The sequence below is a fragment of the Pseudomonas sp. dw_612 genome (genome assembly GCF_018449725.1).
Classification (GTDB): Bacteria; Pseudomonadota; Gammaproteobacteria; order Pseudomonadales; family Pseudomonadaceae; genus Aquipseudomonas.
Window position 1 is genome coordinate 114,495 of the sequence record NZ_JAAVVC010000004.1, and the last position, 24,822, is coordinate 139,316.

The window sequence follows — 24,822 nt, forward strand, 5'->3', positions numbered from 1 at the left end:
TCAATCTTGAGCTGACACGTCCTGAAGCGACCGTGGCCGCATATCAGTCCAGTGTTCAGCAACGTAATCCAGGCAAACCTGCCGCTCCCCGCGCTGCCCCACCTCAGTCCAACCATTGGCCATCGGCTTGCCCACCGGCCACAGGGCGTACTGGCCTTCCTCGTTGCGGACCACCTCGAAATGCGGGTTGGTTTCACTCATGCTGTTCGCCCTCCTCGGGTTGCGAATCGGTATTGATGATGTCAGCGAGCACTCGCGCCCACTGGCCCGCGACGATGCCGTAGTGATCGGTGTCCAGCAGTTGCCAGCTCAGCAATCGCGGGAGCAATCCCTGCCAGGTGTGTTTCAGGTCTTCGGTGTTCCAGGCTGTGCCCACGCCATAGGGATTGGCGTGGGCCGCGATGAACATACGGACGGACGTGGTCGGCAGCGCGGGTGGCTGGAACGCCGTCATACTCGCGATGTTGTGGTTGCAGCAACGGGTCAGGCGCTGCAAATAGACCTGCCGCTCTTCAGGCATTGCCCGGCCGACGGCGTCGGGCCAACGCTGGGCAAACTCGCGCTGGAACACCTGTTCGATGGCCTGATCATCAATGCTCGCCAGTTCCGCCCCGGCATCTGGCGCCGGCGGGTCGATCAGGTACAGCAGCGGTTGCCTGAATCCGGATGCCTGCGCCAGGCTGCACATCGACTGCGCCACCCAGGCGCCGAACGACCAACCGGCCAGACGCCATGCACCGCCGTCAGGCTCCCGAGCCTGCACCGCCTTCAGGTAAAAGGCGGCGCGCTCGGCGAGGCTGATGTTCGGCAAATCCGGCAAGCGCAACGCCGGATCGGCGATCACACATACGCCCAGATCCGGATGCAGCGCCGACACCAGCTCCCGATAGGCCTGCACATCGCCGCCCACCGGGTGGATCAGGTACAGCCACTTACGGCCGGCCCCCGCATGCCATTGATCAATCTGCACCGCATCGGCCCAGGTATCTGGCGCGGTGGTCGTCATACACACCGCCGCCGCATCCACCAGCGCAAGGATTTCTTGCAGGCTGACCTTGTGACTGAATTGCGAGAGCTGGAACACTTCGCCCGTCGCTGCTTGCAGTTCATCGATCAGGTCCAGCAACGTCAGGGAATCCGCCCCAAGCTCGTACAGCGAATCGTCGTCTTCGAGGGTGGTGACGCCCAGCCATTTGCACAGACAGTCGTGCAGATGGCGATGCAAATCCAACACGTCTGGCACATTGACCGGCGCACTCACAGCCCCATGACGCACCGGATAAAAACGCCGTGCGCTGTCGATACCGGTGGTCGAGATCAGCAGTTGCGGCAGTTGGGTCGCCATGGCCAGGTCGAATACCCGACAGCCCTCTTGCGCCGACAAACCGACCGTCAAGTGTTCCTGATGCGCGGCATCGCCAGCGCCGCTGGTGGTGGCCATGCCGATGTCGCGCCAGATGTCCCAGTTGATGCCCAGGCGCACGCAATCGCGGGTGGCGTCCGGGCGGTAATGGGCGAAGCCGTCCAGTACCGCGCTGGCGGCGGAGTAATCCAGGTGCCCGGCACCGCCGAACAATGCCGACATCGACGAGCAATACAGCACAAATCCAGGCTTCATCTCGGCGATCAAGGCCTCGACCGCGAGCATGCCCCGGGTTTTGGCCGCCATCGCCTCGCCCAATTGGCGGGCGTCACGCTGGCGAATCAGACTGCCCGCACCGACACCGGCGGCGTGAATCACCCCGGCAAAACGACCATAACGCTGGGCCAGTCGGTCGAGCGCGATGGGCCAGTTGGCCAGGTCGGCGATGTCGGCCTGGACGCAGTCAACCCGCGCGCCATACGCCGCCAATGCCGCCGGCAATTCACCGCCACGCGAGAGCACGACCACCCGCCGTAGTGGCGCCTGCAACAAGTGCTCGGCCAACGTGCGACCGATACCGCCCGTGCCGCCCAGCACCAGGAACGTGCCGTCCATGGGCAGCCTGTTCGACAGCGACACCGTGGCCGGCAACGGGCTGGCCACCAACCGTGGCTGCCACAGGTAACCGCCGCGCACCGCCATGCGCCGTGGCAATGCCGCCGGGTCGGCCAGTAACGTCGCCAGTTCCAGCGCAGCCACTCGGGACGACGGCCAATCCAGCCAGTGACACTGCACCGGGTATTCCTGGGGCACCACTTCGGTAATGCCGGCCAGCGCCGCCAGTTCGGGACGCGCCACTTCGCCGTCCACCGGACACGCCTGCGACGACATCAGCCACAGCCGCAACCTCATCGTCCGTGGGGTTTGTCCCCAGGCCTGCATCAAGGCGCTGACCGTGTCCAGACCGGCCCACTGCGCCGCCGCCAGGCTCTGCTCATTGACCGGGCCAGTCACCGACAACGGCAAGGCATGCAGCCAATCCAGTTCACCCAGCGCGGGCACGGCCAGTTCATCGAGCAAACGGCTCATGGCCGGGACGTCCAGCGGATCAAGCTCGAAGCGGTCCGGGCCGATTCGCTTGAAGCCGTTGCCCGCGCGCACCTGAATCACCCGCTGATAGATGCCATTCAGACCCTCCAGCAACATCGCGTCAGGCGCCTCGTTGCTGCAGACCACCAGGGTTTCACGCCGGGCAGTCACAGCCATTGTGTCCAGGCGTCGGACGCGCAGCCACTGCCGTTGGTAGAACCAGTCGGCCAACGGTTGTCGCTCAATCGCCAGCGTCGTTTCGGGCTCGGCCACCGCCGCAGTCTGGAAGCGGAACGTCTCCAGATCGAAGGACGACGGCGGCAGATCCCACGGCGGTGGCGCCGCGCGTCGTGGCCAGTCGAGGGTTGCACCGGCGTACCACGCGTCCATCAGCGCCTGAGTTGAATGTTCGTGAGCCTCCAGCCGCACGCCGGAAGCGATCACTTCCTTGATCGACGACGTGTTCAACACGTCACCCACCCGGTACGCCATCGCAAAACGCCAGCGCAATTGACGGCGACCGGATTGCAAGTGACGCAGCAGCGCCGTGTGACGCTCGGGAAAAGCGTTCACATACGCTTCAATGGCCGCGATATCCCGCAGCAACGCCGAACGGCTGTGGGCCGAGAGCATCAGCAGCGGCAACGTGTCCTCAGCCACGACTTCATCCTGCTGCGCGGCGCCGACAATCACATGGGCATTGGTGCCGCCAATGCCAAAACTGCTGACCCCCGCCAGACGCCGCCGACCTTCAGGCCATGGCCGCGACGTGGTCGGGATGTAAAACGGCGAATGCGCCAGGTCGATTTGCGGATTGATCCGACCAAAACCGAGGTTCGGCGGCACCACGCCATGGAACACCGCGAGGCTGGCGCGAATCAACCCGACCACCCCGGCCGCTGCCCCCAAATGGCCGATCTGGCTTTTCACCGACGCCAACGCGCAGTGGCCTGCCGGGGCATCACCGAACGCCTTGCTCAACGCCGCGACCTCGATCGGGTCACCGAGCAAGGTGCCGGTGCCGTGGGCTTCGATGTAGCCAATGTCCGCGCCGGTCAACCCAGCCTTGGACAACGCTTCGCGAATCACCGCGCTCTGCCCGGCCACCGAAGGTGCGGTGTAGCTCATCTTGTCGCGGCCATCGTTGTTCAGCGCCGAGGCTTCGACCAGCGCATAGATCCGGTCGCCATCGGCGCGGGCCCGGGCCAGGGGTTTGAGCACCACCACACCATAACCACTGGCGCCGATGGTGCCGCTCGCGTCGTCGCTGAACGGTCGGCACAGGCCATCACTGGAAAAGATGTGCTGCGAGCGATGGCGGTAACCCTCGGTCAGGGTCGGGTCGATCAGCACACCGGCGGCCAGCATCACATCACTGTCACCCTGGCGCAGCATGGCGCTGGCCAGGTGCACGCCGATCAGCGAACTGCCGCACGCCGCTTGCACGCTCATGGCCGGGCCGGTGAGGTCGAGGTGGTAAGCGGCTTTGGTCGCCAGGAAGTCCTTGTCGTGGTGCAACGCCATCTGGAAACCGTCCGGTAAATCACCGTCGGCACTCTCGCGCAACATCTGCTGGAAGTAGGTGGTTTCGCCACAACTGGCAATCAGGCCGATACGCGGGCCATCGGCGGACGGCGTGATCGCCGCGTGTTGCAACGCCTGCACGCAAGCCATCAGCAGATGCCGTTGTTGCGGGTCCATCAACCGCGCTTCCTGGCGACTGATGCCGAAATACTCGGGGTCGAAATCCAGCATTCCGGCCAGTTGACTGCGCGCGCCCACGCGCCCTTCCGCCGCCGGAAAATGCTCGATGCCCAACCCGCCGCCCTGAACCATCGCCCAGAACTCATCGAGGTTTGGCGCCCCGGCGACGTTGACCGCCATGCCGATGATTGCCATGGGTTGCTGGCCGACATCGGCGTGGCGCACCCGCTCGGTCGGCGTCGATGGCGCACTGGACAAATGCGCTGCCAACCGCCGCACCGTCACTTGCTCGAACAGATCAGCCATCGCCACGCTGTGGGGCAATTCCTGGTTGTAACGGGCGTGCAGGCGCATCAAGCCGAGGCTGGTGGCGCCCGCTTCGAAGAAGGTTTGATCGGGCTCGATGTCCCGGCCGATGACGGCGCTGAACAGCGCGCTCAGTTGCTGCTCCAGCGCGCTCAGCGCAATGGCCGGAGCTGTCGAACGACGGCGCTCCAACGCCTCGCCCAACCCGCTCAAGGCCTTGCGGTCGATTTTGCCGCTGGGCGTGCGTGGCCAGGCGTCAATCCGTCGGTACTCGTCAATGCGCACGTGGGCCGGCAGTTGCCGGGCGACCTGACGATCCAGCGTCTGTGCCGTCGCCGGCTCGCCGTCCAATTGCAGGTACGCGATCAGGCTCGGCGGATCGGCCTGGGCCGTCACCACCGCGTTGATCACTTGCGGAACCTGCATTAGCGCCGCTTCAATCTGCCCCAATTCAAGGCGATGGCCGCTGAGTTTGATCTGCTGGTCATCCCGCCCCAGATAATGCAGGCAGCCTTGGGGATCGGCCCAGGCCAGGTCGCCGGTGCGGTAGAACAACCGCGCTTGACCCTCGGCTTGGGGCTGTTCGATAAACCGCGTCGCGTTCAGCGTCGGGTCGGCGAGATAGCAGCGGGAAATCATCGGCCCCGCCACCAGCAGGTAGCCACGGCTGCCGTTCGGCACCGGGCGGTCGTGCTCGTCCACCAACAGCAATCGGGCATTGCTGACCGCGTGGCCGATCGGTGCGCGCAACGGCCAGTCACGGGCCGTTGCCGGCAAGCGATAAGCGCTGACCACGTGGGTTTCCGTCGGGCCGTAGTGATTGAACAACGTGGCCAACGGCAAACCGCTGAACCAGGTTTTCAGCGCATCGGTGCAAAGCAGTTGCTCCCCGGCCGTGACCACTTCGCGCAGCGCCGGCGGGTACACACCTTGGGTGACGGCGGTTTGCGCCAGATGCTGCAACGCCACGCATGGCAGGAACAGGCGCTCGATCCGCGCCTCCAGCAGATACGCCAACAACGCCTGGGCGTCCTGGCGCCAGCGCGGCGTGATCAGGTGATAGGTGCCACCGCCGCACAGGGTGCCGAAGATCTCCTGAAACGACACGTCGAACGACAACATGGAAAACTGCAAGGTCACCGATTTCGCCGGCAACTGGCCCTCGGTGCGCTGCCATTGCAGCAGGTTGCACAGGGTGCGATCCGGCACTTGCACACCTTTGGGCGTGCCGGTGGAGCCGGAGGTAAACAGCGTGTACAACGCCCGTTCGCCGGCATGACGCGGGCGTGAAAACGCTCGGGCATCGGCGTTCAGGTCAACCCGATGCCGGGCAAAGCGCGTGGCATCCAGGTTTTCCAGCGCCGCCTCGGTCGCAGTGCTGAACAACAGGCAATGGGGTTGCGCCTGTTCCAAAACCTGGCGTTGCACGGCCAGCGGATAACCGGGATCGAGCGGCACGGCGGTCAGGTTGAGTTTGGCCAGGGCCAGCAAGGCAACAATGTGCTCGACCGACGCTTCCAGAAACAGCACCACATGCCGTGGCGTGTGGTCCTCGGTCGGCAGCGGATGGCGCGCCAGCAAGGTCAGCGCCAAGGTGTCGGCCAGCGCATTCAACTCGGCATAACTCAGGCGCTGCGAGCCGGCGACCAGTGCGGTGGCATTCGGCGTGCAATGGACCTGATGCTCGAACCAGTCTGCCACGGTAGTGAACGGCGCGGTGCCGCTGCTGCCTTCGCTGGCCGGTGGCAGGAGGCGGCGATAAGGATTGAGCAGATCGTCGAGGGTTGCCGCCGGGGTGTCCAGCAGCAGGTCGAGACCACGGCAGAACAGCTCGTTGATCGCCCGGATCTGCGCTTCATCGAAGTAGCTGCCCTGATACTCCCACCAACATTCAGCGCCCACCACCAGCAAGGTTAAGGGGCATTTGCCCTGCAACGGTTCGCTGAACTCCAGCGTTGCCTGCAAGCTTGAACCGGCCAGGGAGGCGTAATCGGTGTTTTCCAGCACGAACATGAAATCGAACAACGAAGTGCTCGACGACAGCCGCAGGTCTTCCACCAGATCCGCCAGGGCCACGTCCTGCAACGCCAGCACTTGGCGCACGGTGGCGGTCTGGCGACGCAATTGCTCGCCCAGCGCCAGGGCATTGTCGACGGCGGTCGGGATCAGCACGGTGTTGGCAAACATGCCGAGTGTCGCTTCGAATTCCGCCAGCGGCCGGTTCGAGACCGGGCTGGCGATCCGTGGCCGTTTACACCCGGCCAGAGCGTACAGGCTCCAGGTGAAGACACTGAACAGCACTTCGAAACGGGTCAGGCGTTGCTGGCTGCAAAACCCCTCAAGGACGGCGCTGCGCAGATCGCCCAAGGGCTGGCGATACAGCCTGGCGTCCGGGCTGACGGCGCGGGTTGGCAGCAGCGCAGGTGACGGCGCTTCCTGCTGGCGGTGCAATTGCGCCAGGGCCCGGCGCTGGTCGCGATAATGCGGGTCAACGCTCCATTGGCCCTGCCACAGGCCAAACTCAAGGGTGGTGAGCCGTGGCGTCGGTTCGGGGCTGATGCGACCGTGCACGGCGTCTTCATACAGTTGCGTCAGGTCGTCGAACAACAGGTTCATCGACCAGCCATCAACAATGATGTGGTGCAGGTTCAGCAACAACCGGCAACTGCCATCGGCGAAGGGCAGCACCCAGGCCTGGAACAGCGTCGGTGTGGCCAGGTCGAACGGCGTACCGAACACCAGCGCCGCGAAGGCTTGCCAGGTGTCTTCGGCAAAATGCCCCGGTTCGAACGTGCGGCAAACCGGACCTTGCTCGGCAATCACTTGATCGAGACCATCAGCGCCAGACACAAACGCCGTGCGCAATCCCGGATGACGCGTCACCAGTTGCTCCACGGCCTGCGCCAATGCGGGCACGTCGACACCGGCCGCCAAGTGCAAAATCAGTGGCACGTTATAGGCCGTCGAGGTGGGTGTGCGTTGCTGCATCAGCCACAAGCGGCGTTGTTCGGCGGTGGCCGGCAGACGTCGTGCGTTGCCGATGGGCGGCGCGGGAGGATAGACCGGCGCGTCGACCTGCTCAGCGCTTAGCTGCTCGGCCAATACCGAGAATGGTTCATTGAGCAACGTGGCGATGGCGATCTCGCGCTGCCAGTGCGTGCGAATCTCCGAACGCAGGCGCATGGCCTTGAGCGAATCGCCGCCACTGCCGAGCCAGTCGTCATGCGCATTGAGGGCTGGTTGCCCCAACAGCGAACGAACCTGCGCCAGCAACCAATCCAGGGCCGGCGAAACATCACCATCATGCAGCTCGACTGCCGGCCGCCACGGCGTCAACGGCTGTGCGAGCAAGCTGTCGCGGTCGATCTTGCCGTTGGCGGTCAACGGCAGGCGTTCCAGCAAAAACAACTGGTGCGGGCGCATGTAGGACGCCAGTCGAGCCCGCAAATGGGCGTCGAATTCCAAATAATCCAAACCCTCGCGCGGCACGATAAACGCCAGCAACTGATGATCTTCGGCGGCCAGGCGTCGGGTGCAGACATACGCCTGCGCCACTTGCGGATGCTCCAGAATCTGCAGCTCCACTTCCCCCGGTTCGATGCGAAAACCTCGAACTTTCACCTGGCGATCAACCCGTCCGATGTACTCGATCAGCCCTTCGGCGTTGACTCGCACCCGATCTCCGGTCCGGTAATGCACTTGGGCGCCGGCGTCGAGTTCGGGCAGGCGCACAAAACTGCGGGCAGTGTCTTCGGCACGGTTGCGGTAGCCACGGGCGACGCCACTGCCACTCAGGTACAGCTCGCCGACTTCACCGCTCGCCACCGGGCGTTGTTGCTCATCCAGTACCCGCACACCGGTGTCCGGTAATGGCCGGCCGATCGGCACCGAGAGGCCGCTGAAGTCCCGGGCAATCGGATAACACAACGCAAATGTGGTGCATTCGGTCGGGCCGTAGACATTGAATATCTGGCACTGACTGTCGGGATTGGCCCGGTACCAGGCGCGTACCGCCGCAGCGCTGATTTGCTCGCCACCAATCAGCACCTGACGCAGGCTGGCGAAACACCCGGGACACTCCGCGCTCAAGGTGTTGAACAGCGAAACGGTCATGAACAAGTTATCGACCCGCTGTTCCTCCAATACCCGAGCCAGATGTTGTGCGTCCAGCAGGTCGTGATCGGCGATCATCACGCAGCAACCGCCATTCAGCAGCGGTGCCCACAGTTCGAAACTGCAGGCATCGAAAGCCGGATTCGACAGGCAGGCAAAACGGTCCGCCGGACGAATCTCGATGTAACCTTCGGTTTGCGTCAGGCGCAGCAGGCCCTGTTCGCCGACTTCCACCGCTTTCGGTGTGCCGGTGGTGCCTGAGGTGTAAAACAGGAAACTGATTTCGGCAAAGGTCTCAACCAAGGGTTGCGGCGGGTGATCCGGATGATCGAGCAGCGCCTCGACGCTGGTCTGCCACAGCGACGGAATCGGGGTCCACGCATCATCCAGGGTGATTAGCCCCACGCAACCGGCATCGGCGAGCATCAGGTCCCGGCGCTGGACCGGGCTGGCCCGGTCCAGCGGCACCAGCACGGCGCCGACTTTCAGCGCACCGAGTATCGTCGCGAGCCATTGCCAGCAACGCGGCATGCACAGCGCCACTGACTGGCCCGGTTGTACGCCGCGCGCCTTTAAGCCCTGGGCGATGCGCTCGCTGGCACTGGTCAGTTCGGCGTAAGTCAGCTGCACCTGCTGATCGATGACCGCCAAGGCTTCGGGATCGCGCCGCACTTGCCCGGCAAATTGAGCGAGCAATGTGAGCATCTGTGGCTTCTGCGAATTCATCATTTCGCCTCCTGCGCGTCGAAGCGCTGCAGCTCCTGCTTGAGGGTCTGCGAGACCCGGTGCACTTCAGCGGTTTCGAGCATGTCCCAGTGACCGCCGTTCACCAGTTTCGCCAGATAGCCGTCGCCGGCCCGCCGCCGCCAGAAACCTCGCAGCTCATGCAACTGCTGGCGACTGAAACCTTCCCGGGCCTGAATCAGTACCACGCGACCGGCGCGCGGTTCGCATTCGTAGCCGGCCATCGCCAGGCGATTGTGGTTGTACAGGTGGAAATAGCGCTCGACCTGCGCGTCTTCGATGCCGGGGTACATGCCATTGAAGCGCACCAGTTTGTCGCGGAACTCGGCCATGTCCACGGTGCCGATCTGCTGGCGGAAACTCGGATCATCCGAGCCTTGGGTATCGAGCAGCACCACCGTTACGTGACGATGCCCGGCCGCCGTCAAACGTCGGGCCATTTCATAGGCCACCAGACCACCGAACGATAGCCCGGTGAGCACCAGCGGCTGCGTCATCAGCGGTTCGATCAGGCGCAAATAGGCCTCGGCCATGGCTTCGACCGTCGGCTCGGTGGCTTCCCCAGGATTCAACCCCGGCGACTGCACGCCGTAGACGCCGACCGCCTCCGGCAACACCTTGGCCAGGGACAGGTAACAAAATGCGGTGCCCCCCGCCGGGTGAATGCACACCACATTGCGCTGGCCCGCCCCGCGACGGAATTCGATCAGGTTGCTTTGCACCGCTGCCGGACTGGCCCCGGCGCGCAACCAGCCGCCCAGGGCTTCGATGGTCGGGTAGCCGAGCACCACGCGCACCGGCACCTCGACGCAGAACGCCTGACCGATCTGGTGGGCCATTTTGATCGCCGCGATGGACGTCCCGCCGACATTGAAAAAGTTGTCGCGAATGCCAATCTGGGTCGCCAGCAACAAACCTTTCCAGATTTGGTACAGGGTCAGTTCGATGTGGTCCCGAGGGCTGCTGAGGTTGACCTGACGATTGGCCAAGTCTTGATCGGCCAGCGTCGTCAGGGCCACGCGATCGACTTTTCCATTGGCAGTCAGCGGCAGCGTGTCGAGCCACAGGTAAGCGCTGGGCAACACCGCGCTTGGCAGCGTCGCCGCCAGGTGCGCGTGCACCGCTGACTCATCCGGCGTCTCCATCACCGCGCAGCAGGCCACCAGCCGCTGGTTCTGCGCCGTGTCGCCGACCATCAGCACCACGGCGGCGCGGATGTCGGCGCACGCTTCCAGGCGTGCCTCGATCTCGCCCAGTTCCAGACGCACGCCGCGCAACTTGACCTGGAAGTCGTTGCGGCCGAGAAATTCCAGCTGACCGTCCGGGCGATAGCGCGCCAGATCGCCACTGCGATACAACCGGTCACCGGGCACGAACGGGTTATCGATAAAGCGCTCGGCCGTGAGTTGTGCCAGTCCCAGATAACCGCGCGCCACGCCGACACCGCCGATGTGCAATTGCCCGGTGACGCCCACCGGCACGGGCGCATCGCGCTCATCCAGCACGTAGAAACGGTTGTTGGCGATGGGTCGGCCAATCGGCACTTGCAGGGCCGGCACCTCGGCGCCGGGCTCCAGGGTCCAGACGCTGTTGATCACCGTCGTTTCCGTCGGGCCATAGACGTTATGCAAGCGGGCATGGGGCAGCCGTTCCTGAAAACGCCGGGCCAGGGCGGGCGACAGCTCGCCACCGCCGCTGAAGACGTCAGTCAGTTCGGTGCAGAGGCTGACTTCGTCGACCTCAAGAAACAGTTGCAGCATGGCCGGCACAAACACCAACGCCGTGACCCGCTGCTCGCGCACCACCTTCGCCATGTAACCCGGCTCCAGATGACCGCCGGGACGCGCCACCACCAAACGCCCGCCCGTGGCCAGCGGCCAGAAGGTCTCCCAGGCCGAGGCGTCGAAACCGAAGGGAATCTTGTGCAGCATCACCCCGGTTTCACCGCAGACCTGCGAACACCACAGCAGCAGATTGCTCAGGCCGCGATGGGCGACCATCGCGCCCTTGGGCAACCCGGTGGTGCCCGAGGTGTAAATCACATAAGCCAGGTGATCGGGGGTCAGACCGACGCTGCGCGGATCGGGATTGTCCGGCGACAGCCCGGCCCAGCGTGTGGCGTCAGCCTGAAGGTCGAGCACCGGCGCTTCCCAGGTGGAACCTTGCTGCGCCTGGCGCAAAATTGCGTGCGCCGAACCGAGGGTCAGCAGCACCGCCGGGGTGCTGTCGCTGAGCATATGGCTCAGGCGCCCGATCGGGTAATTCGGGTCCAGCGGCACATAAGCGCCACCGGCCTTGAGCACCGCCAACAAGGCCACCGGCAATTCCAGCGAACGTTCGAGGCACACCGCCACGCGCACGTCAGGGCCAACGCCGAGGCTGCGCAAATACGCCGCCAGACGATTGGCCTGGGCATTCAATTCGCCGTAGCTCAGGGTTTCGGTCTCGAACGCCACCGCACAGGCCTGAGGATGGCGCGCGACTTGCGCTTCGAACAAGCGGTGCACGCAATCGACCGCTTGCGTCAGCGGCGCGGAACGGTTCCAGTCCACCAGGATGTGTTCGCGCTCGGCCTCGGCCAACAGCGACAACCCACCCATCGGTTGCTTGGGGTCCAGGGCAATCTGTTCGAGCAGGTGCCGGTAATGACCGCTTAAACGTTCGATGGTCATGACGTCGAACAGGTCGGTGTTGTATTCCACCAGCAGGTTCAGGCGCCCTTCCCGTTCGACCCACTCAAACGCCAGGTCGAACTTGGCCGTGGCGCTGCTGGTGCTGTAGGGCGAAAGGTCCAGACCGGGCATTTGCACCGCGCCACCGGGAGTGTTCTGCAACACCATCATCACCTGGAACAACGGCGAATGACCGGTATCACGCGGCGGGTTGACCGCCTCGACCACTCGGTCGAACGGCACGTCCTGATGCGCGTGCACATCGAGCATCTGCCCGCGCACTTCACGCAGCAATTCGGCAAACGTTTGCTGCGAATCCAAATGTTGACGGATCACCAGCGTGTTGACGAAGTGACCGATCAGCGGCTCGATTTCCGGGCTGCTGCGGTTGGCGAACGGCGTACCGATGCACAAGTCCTGCTGACCGCTGTGCCGCCACAGCAACACGGCCAGCGCCCCCAGCAACACATTGAACAACGTGCCCTGGGTTTGCCGGGCCAAGGCGTTCAGTTCGCGCAGGGTGTTGCCGTCGAGGGATGAACTGAAGGTGGCCCCGGCGTAACGCTGCACCAGCGGTCGCGGCCGGTCGGTGGGCACGCTCGACAGCGCCGGCGCATCGGCCAGGGTGCGCCGCCAGTAATCGAGTTGCGGGGTTAACGCGTCACCACCGAGACGTTGCTGTTGCCAGCAGGCGTAATCGGCGTATTGCACCGGCAAGGGTGCCAGGCTCGACGGTTCGCCGCGCCGGTAATCGCCATACAACGTGGCGACTTCATGCAGGATCACGCCCATCGACCAGCCATCAGCGATGATGTGGTGCACGCTGTACAGCCACAGGTATTCGTCGTCGGCCAGGCGCAACAACGCGGCCCGCAACAGCGGACCGGTGGCCAGGCCGAACGGCGCCCGGGCATCGTGATCGACTGCCGCCCGGACCTGCTGTTCGCGCTCGGCGGCTGGCATTTCTCGCAGATCGGTTACATTCAGTGCCAGCGACATCGCCGGGTGCACCACTTGACGCGGTTCGCCCTCCACGCTGCAAAACGTCGTGCGCAGGATTTCGTGGCGCTGGATCAGTTCGTTCAACGCCCGTTCCAGCAGCGGCACATCGAGCGATCCCTTGAGGGTCACCGCCGAGGGCACGTTGTAGAAGGCATTGCCCGGTTCCAGTTGATCGAGAAACCACAGTTGCCGTTGTGAAAACGACAGTGGCGAGTGCGCTTCAGCGCCAGCCCTCAATGGAATCGCCCCGGCGTCATGGCCACCGAGCAACCCGATCAATTCAAGCTTGTGCAGCTTCAGCGCCTGCAACATTTCTTCAGTGAGAAAACCACGGGGCGCCTTGCAGCGCAGTTTGTCGCCGTCCACTTCGAGGACCACGGCATGACGCGCGAACAGCTCCAGCAATTGATAGGCGTTCATACTTCAATCTCCTCCATGTCGCTGTCGTCACCGGGCTGGTCGGGGGCAAAGGCCTCGACCTGTGCGTGGTGCTGCTCATCCGTGGTACGCAGGCCACCGACCATCGAATAGATCAATTGATGGCTCGGCCCCAGGTCGAACAGCGCCGGCAGTTGCGCCTCCTCGATGGAACCCACGCCGCAGAGGCCCAGGCCTTGCTCGACGGCGGTCATGCTCAGCAATTGCGCCATGGCGCCGACTTCGATGTGGCAGAAGTCGCGACTGCGTTCGCCGTACAGCGGGCGGATCGCGGCCATGTCGGCGATGAAAAACAGCGAGAACGCGGCGTTCTCGTACACCGGGCGGTTGACGAAGTAGTCGTAGGTGTCCGGGTCGAGCAGCGTGTTGGCGAGGGCCAGCAATTGGTGCTGGCGCGGGTCGTAGTAGTACGCACCAGCGGGTACGCCGAGCACCCGGTCCGGCTTGACGTACAGGTACGCCTGGATCGGGTACAAGCCACCCGCCGACGGAAACTGGTATTTCACCTCGCCGTCGAGTTGGCCCTGGGCTAGTGCCGCTAAGAGTTCGGCAAAGGCGCGGGTCTCGATCGGTTGCGCGCCGTACTGACGCACCGAGCGGTAGTCGCTGAAGCGTTGGGCGAACGCCGGGGTTTGCGGCAGCGTCAGCGCGACGGCCGGCAAGTCCCGGCCAAAACGGCGGCGCCCGCGCTGGTCAGCCTTGAATTGCGCACGTTGGTGCGGGTCTTCGATGACCTCCTCGGGGTTGCTCCCTCGCTGCTGGGCGTTGCTGACGAGTTCCTGGCGCGCCAGGCTCTGGCGGTACATGCCGATCAGGTGCAGCAACGTCGGTTGCGCCAAAAGTTGTGCCACATGCGGCCGAAAGCGCAGCTCACTGGACAGCGCATTGCTGATGCGCACGATGTCGATCGAGGTGGCTCCGAGGTTCAGCAGGTTGGCGTTGCCAGCAATGGCATCGCGCTTGAGCACGCCCTGCACAATCGACACCAGACGCTGTTCCTGCGCGCCTTCCACTTCCAGCGCCGGGCCGGACGCCTGTTCCTGCGACGGTTCCGGCAGGCGTTTCTTGTCGACTTTGCCGTTGGAGGACAACGGCCAGGCCTCCACAAACGTAAACGACGACGGCACCATGTACGCCGGCAGTTTGTCCGCCAGGTACTGGGCGAAGTCGCTGGCCTGCAACGCCGGATCGGCCTTGAGCACATAGCCGGCCAGGCGTTTTTCTCCCAATGTGCTGCCGAGGATTTGCACCACGGCCCCTTGCACGCCGGGGTGGCGATTGAGCGCCGCTTCGATCTCGCCCAACTCGATGCGATAACCCTGGACCTTGACCTGATTGTCTTCGCGGCCGAGGAATTCGATGTTGCCGTCTGGCAACACACGTCCGAGGTCGCCGGTGCGGTACAGGCGCTCGCCGGTCAGCGGGTGCGGGAAGAAACTGCCCGCGCTGAGCTTTTCATCGCGCCAGTAACCCTGGGCCAGGCCGATCCCGCCGATGTACAGCTGTCCCGCGACCCAGGTCGGGCGCACTTGCAGCGCTTCGTCCAGCACGTAGAAACGCTGGTGATCGAGGGCCTTGCCGTAGGGAATGCTGCGCCACGCCGGATCGACGTGCTGCACCGGGTAACAGATCGACCAGATCGAGGCTTCGGTCGCCCCGCCGAGGCTGAACAGTAGCGCCGACGGCTGCAACGCCCACAGCCGTTGCGGCAGGGTCAGGGGAATCCAGTCGCCGGACAGCATCGCCACCCGCAGGCTGGTGGGCAACGTGCCGCCCGCGCCCTCCACATATTCGAGCAACATGCCGAGCAGGGCCGGCACCGAGTTCCACAGGCTCACCCGGTGGCGTTCGATCAAATCCCGCCAGTGCGCCGGATCGAGGGCCAGTTGCGGCTCAAGCACCACCACCGCCGCGCCCACCGCCAGGGTGCCGAAGAAGTCATAGACCGAGAGGTCGAAACTCAGGGACGAGATTGCCAACACACGGTCGGCCGGGCCGACGGTGAAGCGTCGGTTGATGTCGAGCAAAGTGTTGACCGCGCCCCGGTGGTCGATGACCACGCCTTTGGGCATGCCGGTGGAGCCGGAGGTGTAGATCACGTAGGCCAGATCGGTCGGTGCGACGTTGACCGGTTGCAGCGGCGCGTGTTCGGGCAAGACGTCATCGGTCACAGCGATGGCGCTGACCTGCACAGGCCACTCGACCACGCCGAGCAGAGATGGTTGAGTCAGCACCAGGCTGACTTCGGCGCGTTCAAGAATATGCCGCACCCGCTCCGCCGGCAGCGTCGGGTCAATCGGCAGATAAGCGCCACCGGCGTACAGAATCGCCAGGGTCGCCACCACTTGTTCCCAGCCGCGTTCCATCATCACTGCGACCAGCCGATTAGGCATCACGCCCTCGGCCTGAAGCAGCGCCCCCAGGGACCGCGCCTCCGTGCGCAATTGCCCGTAGCTGAGTTGCCGCTGTGCAGCGATCACCGCCACAGCGTCCGGCGTGATGAGGGCCTGACGCTCGAACAGTTCGTGCATCAATGGCAACGCTTCTTGAGTATCGAGGGGTGCCGGCAGGCGCGCCAACGGCAACAGTTGCGGTGTGCTCGCGTCCCATGCCGCCGGTTCCAGCAAGCGATCGAGCAGCGCGTTATAGGCGACGAACATCGCTTCGATCATGCCTTGCGGGAACAACTCGTCGATGCTGTCCCAGTTGAACAGCAAGCGTCCTTCCAGCTCCAGCAAGGTGTGGTCGAGCCATACCTGCGGGGTCTGGGTGATGCTGTGCATGTGCCTGGCGTTCAACGCGTCCGCCAGGTTGAACTCCGCCAGTTCCGGCGCGGCCTCGGACAAGGTGCTGTTGAATACGATCGGCATGGCCGTCTGCTGCACGCCCCGGGCCTGGGACAATTCCCGCAGCACCCGCACGCCGCTGACCACCGAGTGATCGATGTCTTGCCACAACTGCGCCTGCACCGCCCGGGCCTTATCGGTGAAGCTCATGGCCCCGGCGATGTTGACTTCCAGCAGCACAAGGGAAGTGAAGTCGCCGATGATTTCGTCGACATCCGGGTGCAACGGCAAGCGGTTGAACAACGGCAGACTCAGGGTAAAGCGCGGTTGTCGGCTCCACAGCGCCAGCACTTCGCTGAACGCGGTCAAGAGCATCACCGACGGCGTGACCGCGAACTGTTTGGCCACGGCTTTGAGTCGCGCCCATTGCGCCGCCGGCATGTCGCGGTCGCGGCGGGTGAAGTGCGGGTTGGCAATGCTGTCTGGTTGGCGCACCAGCGGCAGGTCCGGCGCCGGCGCCAGGGTGGTGACCCGTTCGCGCCAGTAACTCAGGGCCTGTTCATAGCGCGTGCCGCTGCGCAGTTGGTGTTCGGCCAATACGTAGTCGCGGAACGTCAGGCCCGGCTCCGTCAGGGCCAGGTTCGGATCGACATAAAACGCCATCAGCTCGCGGGCGAGAATCTGCGTACTCGCGGCATCGACGATCAGCGCATCGAGGCTGATGTGCAAATGGGTGAGGCCGTCATCGAGCAATGACAGGCTGAACTCGAACAGCGGCCAGCGACTGGCATCCAGCACTTGGTGGGACTGGCGCTCGCGGGTGGCTTGCAACGTCTGTTGCGCGAACTCGGCGGGCACGCCACGCAAATCGCTGCGGGGCATGCAGTACGTCGGCACCTGCTCCAGCACCTGTTGCGTACCGTCGCTGAGAAACACCACGCGCAGCATGTCATGGCGCTGGATCATGCGGTTCAGCGCCAACTCGAAGCGACTTGCATCGAAATCGGGAATGCGCAGCTCTTCGTAGCCGTGGGCACTGACGCCGCCAAGGCTGACCGTGGCTTCGCGACCGAACCAGTACGCTTGCTGGATATCGGTCAGGGGGAACGGCTGATGCCGGGCATCGCGATCCGCCTCGATCTCAAGAAAGGCCGGCACGATTTGCACGTCATCGCTGCGCCCGGCCTGCACTTGCGCCGCCAAATCCATCAGCACCGGGGTCTTGAACAGGCTGCTCAGGGACAGTTGCGCGCCCATGCGCTGATTGATCGCGTAGATCATCCGTGTCGCCAGCAGCGAGTGCCCACCGAGTTCGAAAAAGTTGTCGTGAATCCCGACTCGCTCGCACTTGAGCACTTCGGCCCAGATCTCGGCCATTTGTCGCTCGGTGACGTCGCGCGGGGCCACGTAAGTCGCCCCGGCGTTGCGTTCCGGTGCGGGCAACGCCTGGCGATCGAGCTTGCCGTTGCGGGTCAAGGGCAACTGCGCCAGCGACACCCAGGCACTCGGAATCATGTGCTCCGGCAAATGCCGTTGCAGCTCGGTGCGCAGGGTTTCGCCGGACGCCGGGCCGACCACGTAGGCCACCAGGCGTTTGTCCCCCGGCACGTCTTCACGCAGCAGCACCGCGGCTTCCTGCACACCGGGTTGCTGTTGCAGCAGGCTGTCGATTTCGCCGAGCTCGATACGGAAGCCACGCAATTTGACTTGCTGGTCGATCCGTCCCAGGTACTGCACGTTGCCGTCGGCGTGGAACTTCGCCAGGTCACCGCTGCGGTACATGCGCGCGCCGGGTTTGGCGCTGAACGGGTCCGGCACAAAACGTTCGGCGGTCAGGTCCGGACGGTTCAGGTAGCCTCGGGCCAGGCAGGTGCCGGCGATGTACAACTCCCCCGCCACACCGACGGGCACCGGGTTCATGTCGACGTCCAGCACGTACAACCGCGCATTGGCGATCGGGCGGCCAATCGGCGGCGCATCCGGCCAGTGTTCCGCCTCACTGCACGCGAGGCGGAACTGGCTGACCACATGGGTTTCGGTCGGACCGTACTGGTTGTGCAAGTGCGACCCGCCGAGACCGCGCACAAACCCGCGCAGTTCATCGTTGATTTGCAGGGCTTCACCGGCGGTGATGACCTCGCAGCCACCGGCCGGCATCGGCGCGTCGGACGCGGTCAGGCCGGCCAGTTGCTGCAACACGGCAAACGGCAGGTACGCGCGCTGCACGCCTTCGGCCACCAGGGTCGGACGCAACGCAGCGAGGTCTTTGCGACTGTCTTCGGTCATCAGCAACAGGCTGCCACCCGAACACAAGGTGCTGCAGATTTCCTGGAACGAGACATCGAAGTTCAGCGAGGCGAATTGCAGCACCCGGCCGGGAGTCGTCGCTTGATCGAGCTGCCAGGCGATCAGGTTATCCAGCGCGCGGCGGTTGTGCGCCACGCCTTTCGGGCGCCCGGTCGAACCGGAGGTGTAAAGCACGTAGCCCAGATTGTCGGGGCTGACGGTGACCTGCGGATCAGTGCCCGGACAGTGCGCCCATTGCTGCGCATCGGTGTCCATGCAGCAGATCGTCAGGTCGTGGATGACCACCTCGCGCAACGCTGACTGAGTCAGCACCAAAGCAGGTGCGGCGTCGCTGAACATAAAGGCCAGACGCTCGCTCGGGTACGCCGGATCGAACGGCACATACGCCGCGCCTGCCTTGAGGATCGCCAGCAAACCGATGACCATCTCCGGCGAGCGTTCCAGGCACAGCCCGACTCGATGCTCGGGACGCACGCCCTGTTTGATCAGGTAATGCGCCAGGCGATTGGCCGCCTGATTCAGTTCGCCATAACTCAGTGACCGACCATTCGCGAGCAACGCCACCGCGCCAGGCGTTTGCCGGGCCACGGCTTCAAACCGCGCCACACAATCGGGCATGGCCGAAGTGTCGCGCTCGGTGCGATTCCATTCGTGGACGATCTGTTGATGCTGTTCCGCGCTGAGCAAATCAACCGTGGTCAACGGCTGTTCGGGGTTTTCGACCATCTGGGTGAGCACCCGACGCAGGTACTCGCCGAACTGCGCCACCGTCCCCGGCTCGAACAGGCCCGAGGCGTATTCCAGGCCACCGACAATCTGCCCGTCACGCTCGTGCAGCGCCAGTTGCAGATCGAATTTGGCCACGTGCTGATGGCTCTCGACCGGGCTCACTTCAAGGCCGGACAACATCAGGTCTGAGTCCTGATCCTGCTCCCAGGCAAACAGCACCTGGAACAACGGACTGTGAGCCAGGCTGCGGGGCGGGTTGAGCAATTCGACGACTTGCTCGAACGGCAGGTCCTGATGTTCCTGGGCACCCAGCGCCACGCGGCGTGCCTGTTGCAGCCATTGCGCCACGGACGGCGAGCCCGAGCGGGTCATGCGCAACGCCAAGGTGTTGACGAAGAAACCGATCAGCCCTTCCAGTTCCTGTTGGGTGCGGTTGGCCGACGGCACACCGATCACCACGTCGGGTTGCCCGGACAGGCGCGACAGCACCAGCGACCAGGCCGCGAGCAAGGTCATGAACAGCGTGGTGCCCTGCTGCATGCACAAGGCTTTCAACTGCGCGGTCAACGCCGGGTCGAACACCAGCGGCACAAAACCGCCGAGGTAATCCTGCACCGGCGGGCGCTTGTGATCGGCCGGCAGTTCCAGCAGCACCGGCGCGCCGCCGAGGTTCTCGCGCCAGTAGCGGCTCTGGCCGGCCAGCACATCACCGGTCAACCACTGCCGTTGCCACACGGCGTAATCCACGTATTGCACGGGCAGTGGCGGCAGTGGATCGGCGCGATCGTGGATCGCGGCTTCGTACAACAGGCCCAGTTCACGGGTGAGCACGCCCATCGACCAGCCATCGGAGATGATGTGGTGCTGGGTCAGTAGCAGCACGTGATCGTCGTCCGCCAGCCGCAGCAGGCTGACGCGCATCAACGGCCCATGGGTCAGGTCGAACGGCTTGGCGCCCTCTTCCTCGATCAACTGTGCAAGACGTGCCTCGGGGTGACCTTGCAGGTCGATCGCCGACAGTTTGATGAACTGCCAAAGCGGCGCGACCAGTTGCCGCCCTTCCCCTTCGACGGTGATGAACGTGGTGCGCAGCGCTTCATGACGCGCCACCAGTTGATTGAAGCTGCGTTCCAGGGCGGCGACCTGCAACGGACCGCGCAGGCGCAGGTTCAATGGCATGTGATACGCCGCGTTGCCACCCTCCATTTGCGCGAGGAACCACAGGCGTTGCTGGGCAGACGACAACGTTTGCGCGCCCGACCGCTCAACAGCCGCTATCGCCACGCGAGCCTTGTCCTGGTTGAGTTTCAGGCGTTCGGCGAACTGTTCGAGCACTGGCGCGGCGAACAGCGCCGAAGGCGCCACTTCCAGGCCAAGTTGGTGCCGAACTTGAGCCAGTACGCGCATCACCAGCAACGAGTGACCGCCGAGGGCAAAGAACTGATCCTGACGCCCGACGCGCTCGACGCCGAGCACCTCGGCCCAGATGTTGGCCAGTGCGGTTTCCAGTTCTGTGCGCGGCGGCTCATAGTCACGTTGATCGAAAGCCTCGACGCCGGGCGCCGGCAACGCGCTGCGATCGAGCTTGCCGTTGGCCGTCAGCGGCAGTGCATCCAGACGCACGAACGCCGTGGGCACCATGTAATCCGGCAGGCTGACGTGCAACTGCTCGCGCAGTGAACGCGGGCTCAGTGAAGCATCTTTGCTTTCGCAGTAATAGGCGACCAGTCGCGATTCACCGGCCGCATCCTGACGCAACAGCACCAGGCTTTCACGCACCCCGGCGATGTCCGCCAGCCGCGCTTCGATTTCCCCCAGTTCCAGACGCAGGCCGCGCAGCTTGGCCTGGTAGTCATTGCGTCCGAGGAACTCCAGATTCCCGTCGGGCCGATAGCGCGCCATGTCACCACTGCGGTACAGGCGCTCACCCGCCACAAACGGGTTGTCGATAAAACGTTCAGCGGTCAGTTGCGGCAGGTTCAGGTAACCCCGGGCCACGCCAACGCCACCGATGTGCAACTCGCCCGCGACACCCACGGGCACCGGCGCGCCCAAGGCGTCGAGCAGGTAAATCCGCGTGTTGGCCAGCGCCCGGCCGATGGGCAACACGCCGTCGGCCACGCGGGCGGCGTTGTATTCAAAACAGGTGCTGTCGATGCTCGCTTCGGTGACGCCATAGGCCTGGACAATCTGCGTCCGTTCGCCACACAGCCGGCGCAATTGCCGGGCGCTGTGGGCGGTCCAGATGTCCGAGCCGCAAACCACGGTGCGCATGAACGACAGGTCGTGGCCGCTTTCTTCGACCCAGGCCAGCAACGGATTAAGCACCGCCGGCACGAAGTCGGCAAAACCGATGGGCGCCTCGCTCAGCAGGCGATACAGCGTTGGCGGGTCCATCAGTGCTTCACGTGGGCACATCACCAACGTGCCGCCAAAGCCCAGCGCTCGGATCAGGTCGGCGCTGAACACGTCGAAGGAAAAACCGGCCATTTGCAGGTGATTGAGGGGCGCGCCCAAGGCGTAGAGTTTTTCCCAGGCCGCACTCACGGCGATCAGACCACGGTGCTCGACCATCACGCCTTTCGGGGTGCCGGTGGAGCCCGAGGTGTAGATCACGTACGCCAGATGTCGAGGTGTCAGCCCGACGGCAAGCGGGTCGGGATTGTCCGGCGACTGCGCTGCCCATGGGCGGGTGTCGGTGATGTCCAGCACCGTCGAATGCTCAAGGCTCACCGTGGCCGGGCCGTGGCTCAGCACCACGGCGGGAGCGCTGTCGGCGAGCATGTGCGCCAGGCGAGCCGGCGGATAGGCCGGGTCCAGCGGCACATAAGCGCCGCCGGCCTTGAGCACGGCCAGTACGCCGACCAGCATGTCCAGCGAACGCTTCAGGCACAGCCCGACGCGCACGTCCGGCCCGACGCCGAGGCTACGCAGGTGATGGGCAAGACGATTGGCCTGGGTGTTGAGGTCGTGGTAGCTCAAGACGTCATCGTGCAAACGTGCGGCGATGGCGTCGGGGTTGCGCTGGACCTGGGCTTCGAACAAACCGTGGACGTATTGGTTGGCGTCGAACGGTTGCACGGCGCTGTTCCACTCGCGCAGCAGGCACTGGCGTTCGGCGTCGCCGAGCATCTCCAGGGCCATCACCGAAACGTCGGGCTGCGCGAGCATCTGCTGCAAAACCGTGTTCAGGTAACCGGCAAAACGTTCGATGGTCGCGGCATCGAACAGCGCCGAGGCGTACTGCAGATGGCCGCTGATACACCCTTCGGTTTCGCTCAGGACCAGCGTCAGGTCGAACCCTGCAAGCCGTGGTAATTGCGCGTGTTCCCAGGCGAACAGCACCTGGATCAGCGGATGATAAGCCGGGCTTTGTTCAGGCTTGAGCAGCGCGAGCAATTGTTCGAACGACAGGTCCTGATGTTCCTCGGCGCCGAGCATTACCTCGCGGGTGTGACCGAGCAGTTGGCGCGTAGTGGGCGCCTCCGCCAGCGACAGGCGCAGTGGCCGCGTGTTGTCGAGATCTCCAGTGCGCGCACCGATCATCACCTCATGCTGACCGGACAACCGCGCCAGCACCACGGCCCAACCGGCGAGCAAGGTCATGAACAGGCTGTTGCCGTGACTCACACTCAGGGCCTTGAGGCCCTGGGTTATCGTTGCATCCAGTGTCAGCGCGTGCGAAGCGGTTTGATCGCCCTGCACCGCCGGCCGTGGCCGATCAGTGGGCAACTCCAGCAACGTCGGGGCATCGGCCAGCCGGTCGCGCCAGTAGGCGAGCGGTCCGGTCAGTGTCGAAGGGGTGGATGGATTTTCGGGTAAAGCGTTGGGCTGCGCGGAGGTCGTCCCACGCGAGGAAGATTTGTCGAACATCAGGCTACCGTCCATGACTACATTATTTTTGTGTGTTGGCTGGGACGTTCATCACCCGCCAGTCAGGCCCGACACTGCGTGCCGGGTCGATCATGCGAAATCAGGGGGATGGCGCGGCGCGTGCTCGCGGACTCACGTCATGGGCGGACGCCGTGGCGCGCAGGGAGTTGCGGGGGAGTTGGCTGGCGAACAGCGCTGCAAGGCGTGTATCGCAAACAGCTGGGGATCTGACGGGGACATCGGCGACTTCGGTCGCCCTGCCCACTACACCGACGAATGCATACCGCTTGACCACTTGAAACCTCACCTTTCGTTTGAGGGTCAACGACGGGGAACGGCCTGCGCAGGGGTGACAGCGCTAGGGTGGACCCGATCGGCTGCGATTGCCGGGTCTGTGGACACATGGCAATCCTTTGGCGCCAGGCTTTTGGCCTGGTGCGCCGCCGGATAATAACCATGGATTTTGGCGGTGAAGCAAACAAAAAGTTACAAAAGTGAAAAATATCTTTCAGATATTTCCTTCATTCCCGCAACGCCATCGGACGGAAAGCACCGCCGTAAAGCCTTCGAGCGGCGCTTGTATGCGCTCGGGGTCCGGCCTCAATTTGGATCCAGCAACCCGCCGCTCCAATGCCGCGATTCCCGGCTGCCGGTGAATTTGGCGACGACCATGCCTTGCGACACCAGCCGATCCCGATAGCGCGTCACCATTCGCCCTGCCTGTTCGGCGTACAACACCACTTCGGAAGAAGGATCGCCGGGGCGCTGGAGGATCCGCGCAAAGCGTTGCCCTGCCTCGACGACATCGCCCAGTTCCTTTTCGAAAATCAGCACCCCGGGCTGCGGCGCGAGGTGGGTTTCCATGTGGCTCATTTGCATGGCTTCGACGGGCCAGTCAATGGGCGTCGTGGCCTCGTCGATGGCGCCGATCACGCACAGCCAGGCGTACAAGCCTTGTGCATCCTGCTCGGCGAAGTGATCGCTGACATCGCCCTGCCCGCGCAACTCCAGGGTCGCCGCCATTTTCTGCTCGGTGACGCCATCGCGCAGCCAGGGCGCAATGATGGTTTCCTCGAAGGAACCGTCGCCGCCGTCATCCCAGATGATCGCCACGTCCATTTTCATCGCCGCCGCCAATTCGCGGCCACGGGGCCAGAAACTGCGGTGCACGTAGAGGTATGGCAAGGCCTCGTCATCAGTGTGCAAATCCAGCATCACGTCTGCCGTGGCCGCCAGTTGTACCAGGCTTTTTTGCCATTCCTGGACGTTGGTCGAAGGTCGCTCCAGCGCTGCCGACAGATCAAACGAGCGGTTGAAGTTATGTCCGGTGGCGTCGTGAAAACGCCCGAGAATCCGCCCTTGGCGAAACTGCCCGATGCCCAGGGGATTGGCCTGCGGCACCACCGTCACCCGGCTTTTGAGCCGGCCCTCGGCCTCGGCGACTTTTAGACGCTGCATCAACAGGTGCAGCACCAGCATTCCGGCGATTTCATCGGCATGCACGCCGGCCTGCAAATGCACAGTCGGCCCGCTGCCATCGCCCTGAAAACGCCAGGCACCGACCCGTACCGGGTCGCCGTTGTTGTTGCGAACATTGAACGAAATATCCTGCGCCATCCGTTTGTCCTCCCGTGTTGATCGTTAAAAAACCCTGGATTGCCGTCGCCGACGCTGGAACCTGAACGCACGTTCAACT

The 24,822-nt window shown here is 64.1% G+C and carries 5 protein-coding genes; all 5 read right to left on the minus strand.

Translation table 11 applies throughout. The annotated features are described in order from the left end of the window. The 5 genes from HB680_RS08350 to HB680_RS08370 all read right to left on the minus strand — a co-directional run bounded on the left by HB680_RS08350 (position 1) and on the right by HB680_RS08370 (position 24,743). Positions 1-201, minus strand: coding sequence for an MbtH family NRPS accessory protein (locus HB680_RS08350; RefSeq protein WP_213938035.1), 201 nt, complete (start codon positions 199-201; stop codon positions 1-3). After that, positions 194-9,301: a non-ribosomal peptide synthetase gene (locus HB680_RS08355; protein ID WP_213938240.1), complete on the minus strand. Its 9,108-nt coding sequence runs from the start codon at positions 9,299-9,301 to the stop codon at positions 194-196. The genes HB680_RS08350 and HB680_RS08355 overlap by 8 nt, the downstream gene beginning before the upstream one ends. Further along, positions 9,301-13,413 (minus strand): non-ribosomal peptide synthetase, encoded by a 4,113-nt coding sequence (locus tag HB680_RS08360; RefSeq protein WP_213938036.1) that lies wholly within the window; start codon positions 13,411-13,413, stop codon positions 9,301-9,303. Before HB680_RS08360 ends, HB680_RS08355 begins: the two co-directional genes overlap by 1 nt. Beyond that, complete coding sequence (locus HB680_RS08365) at positions 13,410-23,126, minus strand: non-ribosomal peptide synthetase (protein WP_213938037.1); 9,717 nt, start codon at positions 23,124-23,126, stop codon at positions 13,410-13,412. The genes HB680_RS08360 and HB680_RS08365 overlap by 4 nt, the downstream gene beginning before the upstream one ends. Before the next feature lie 600 nt (positions 23,127-23,726). Beyond that, positions 23,727-24,743, minus strand: coding sequence for a succinylglutamate desuccinylase/aspartoacylase family protein (locus tag HB680_RS08370; protein WP_213938038.1), 1,017 nt, complete (start codon positions 24,741-24,743; stop codon positions 23,727-23,729). Positions 24,744-24,822 lie beyond the last annotated feature (79 nt).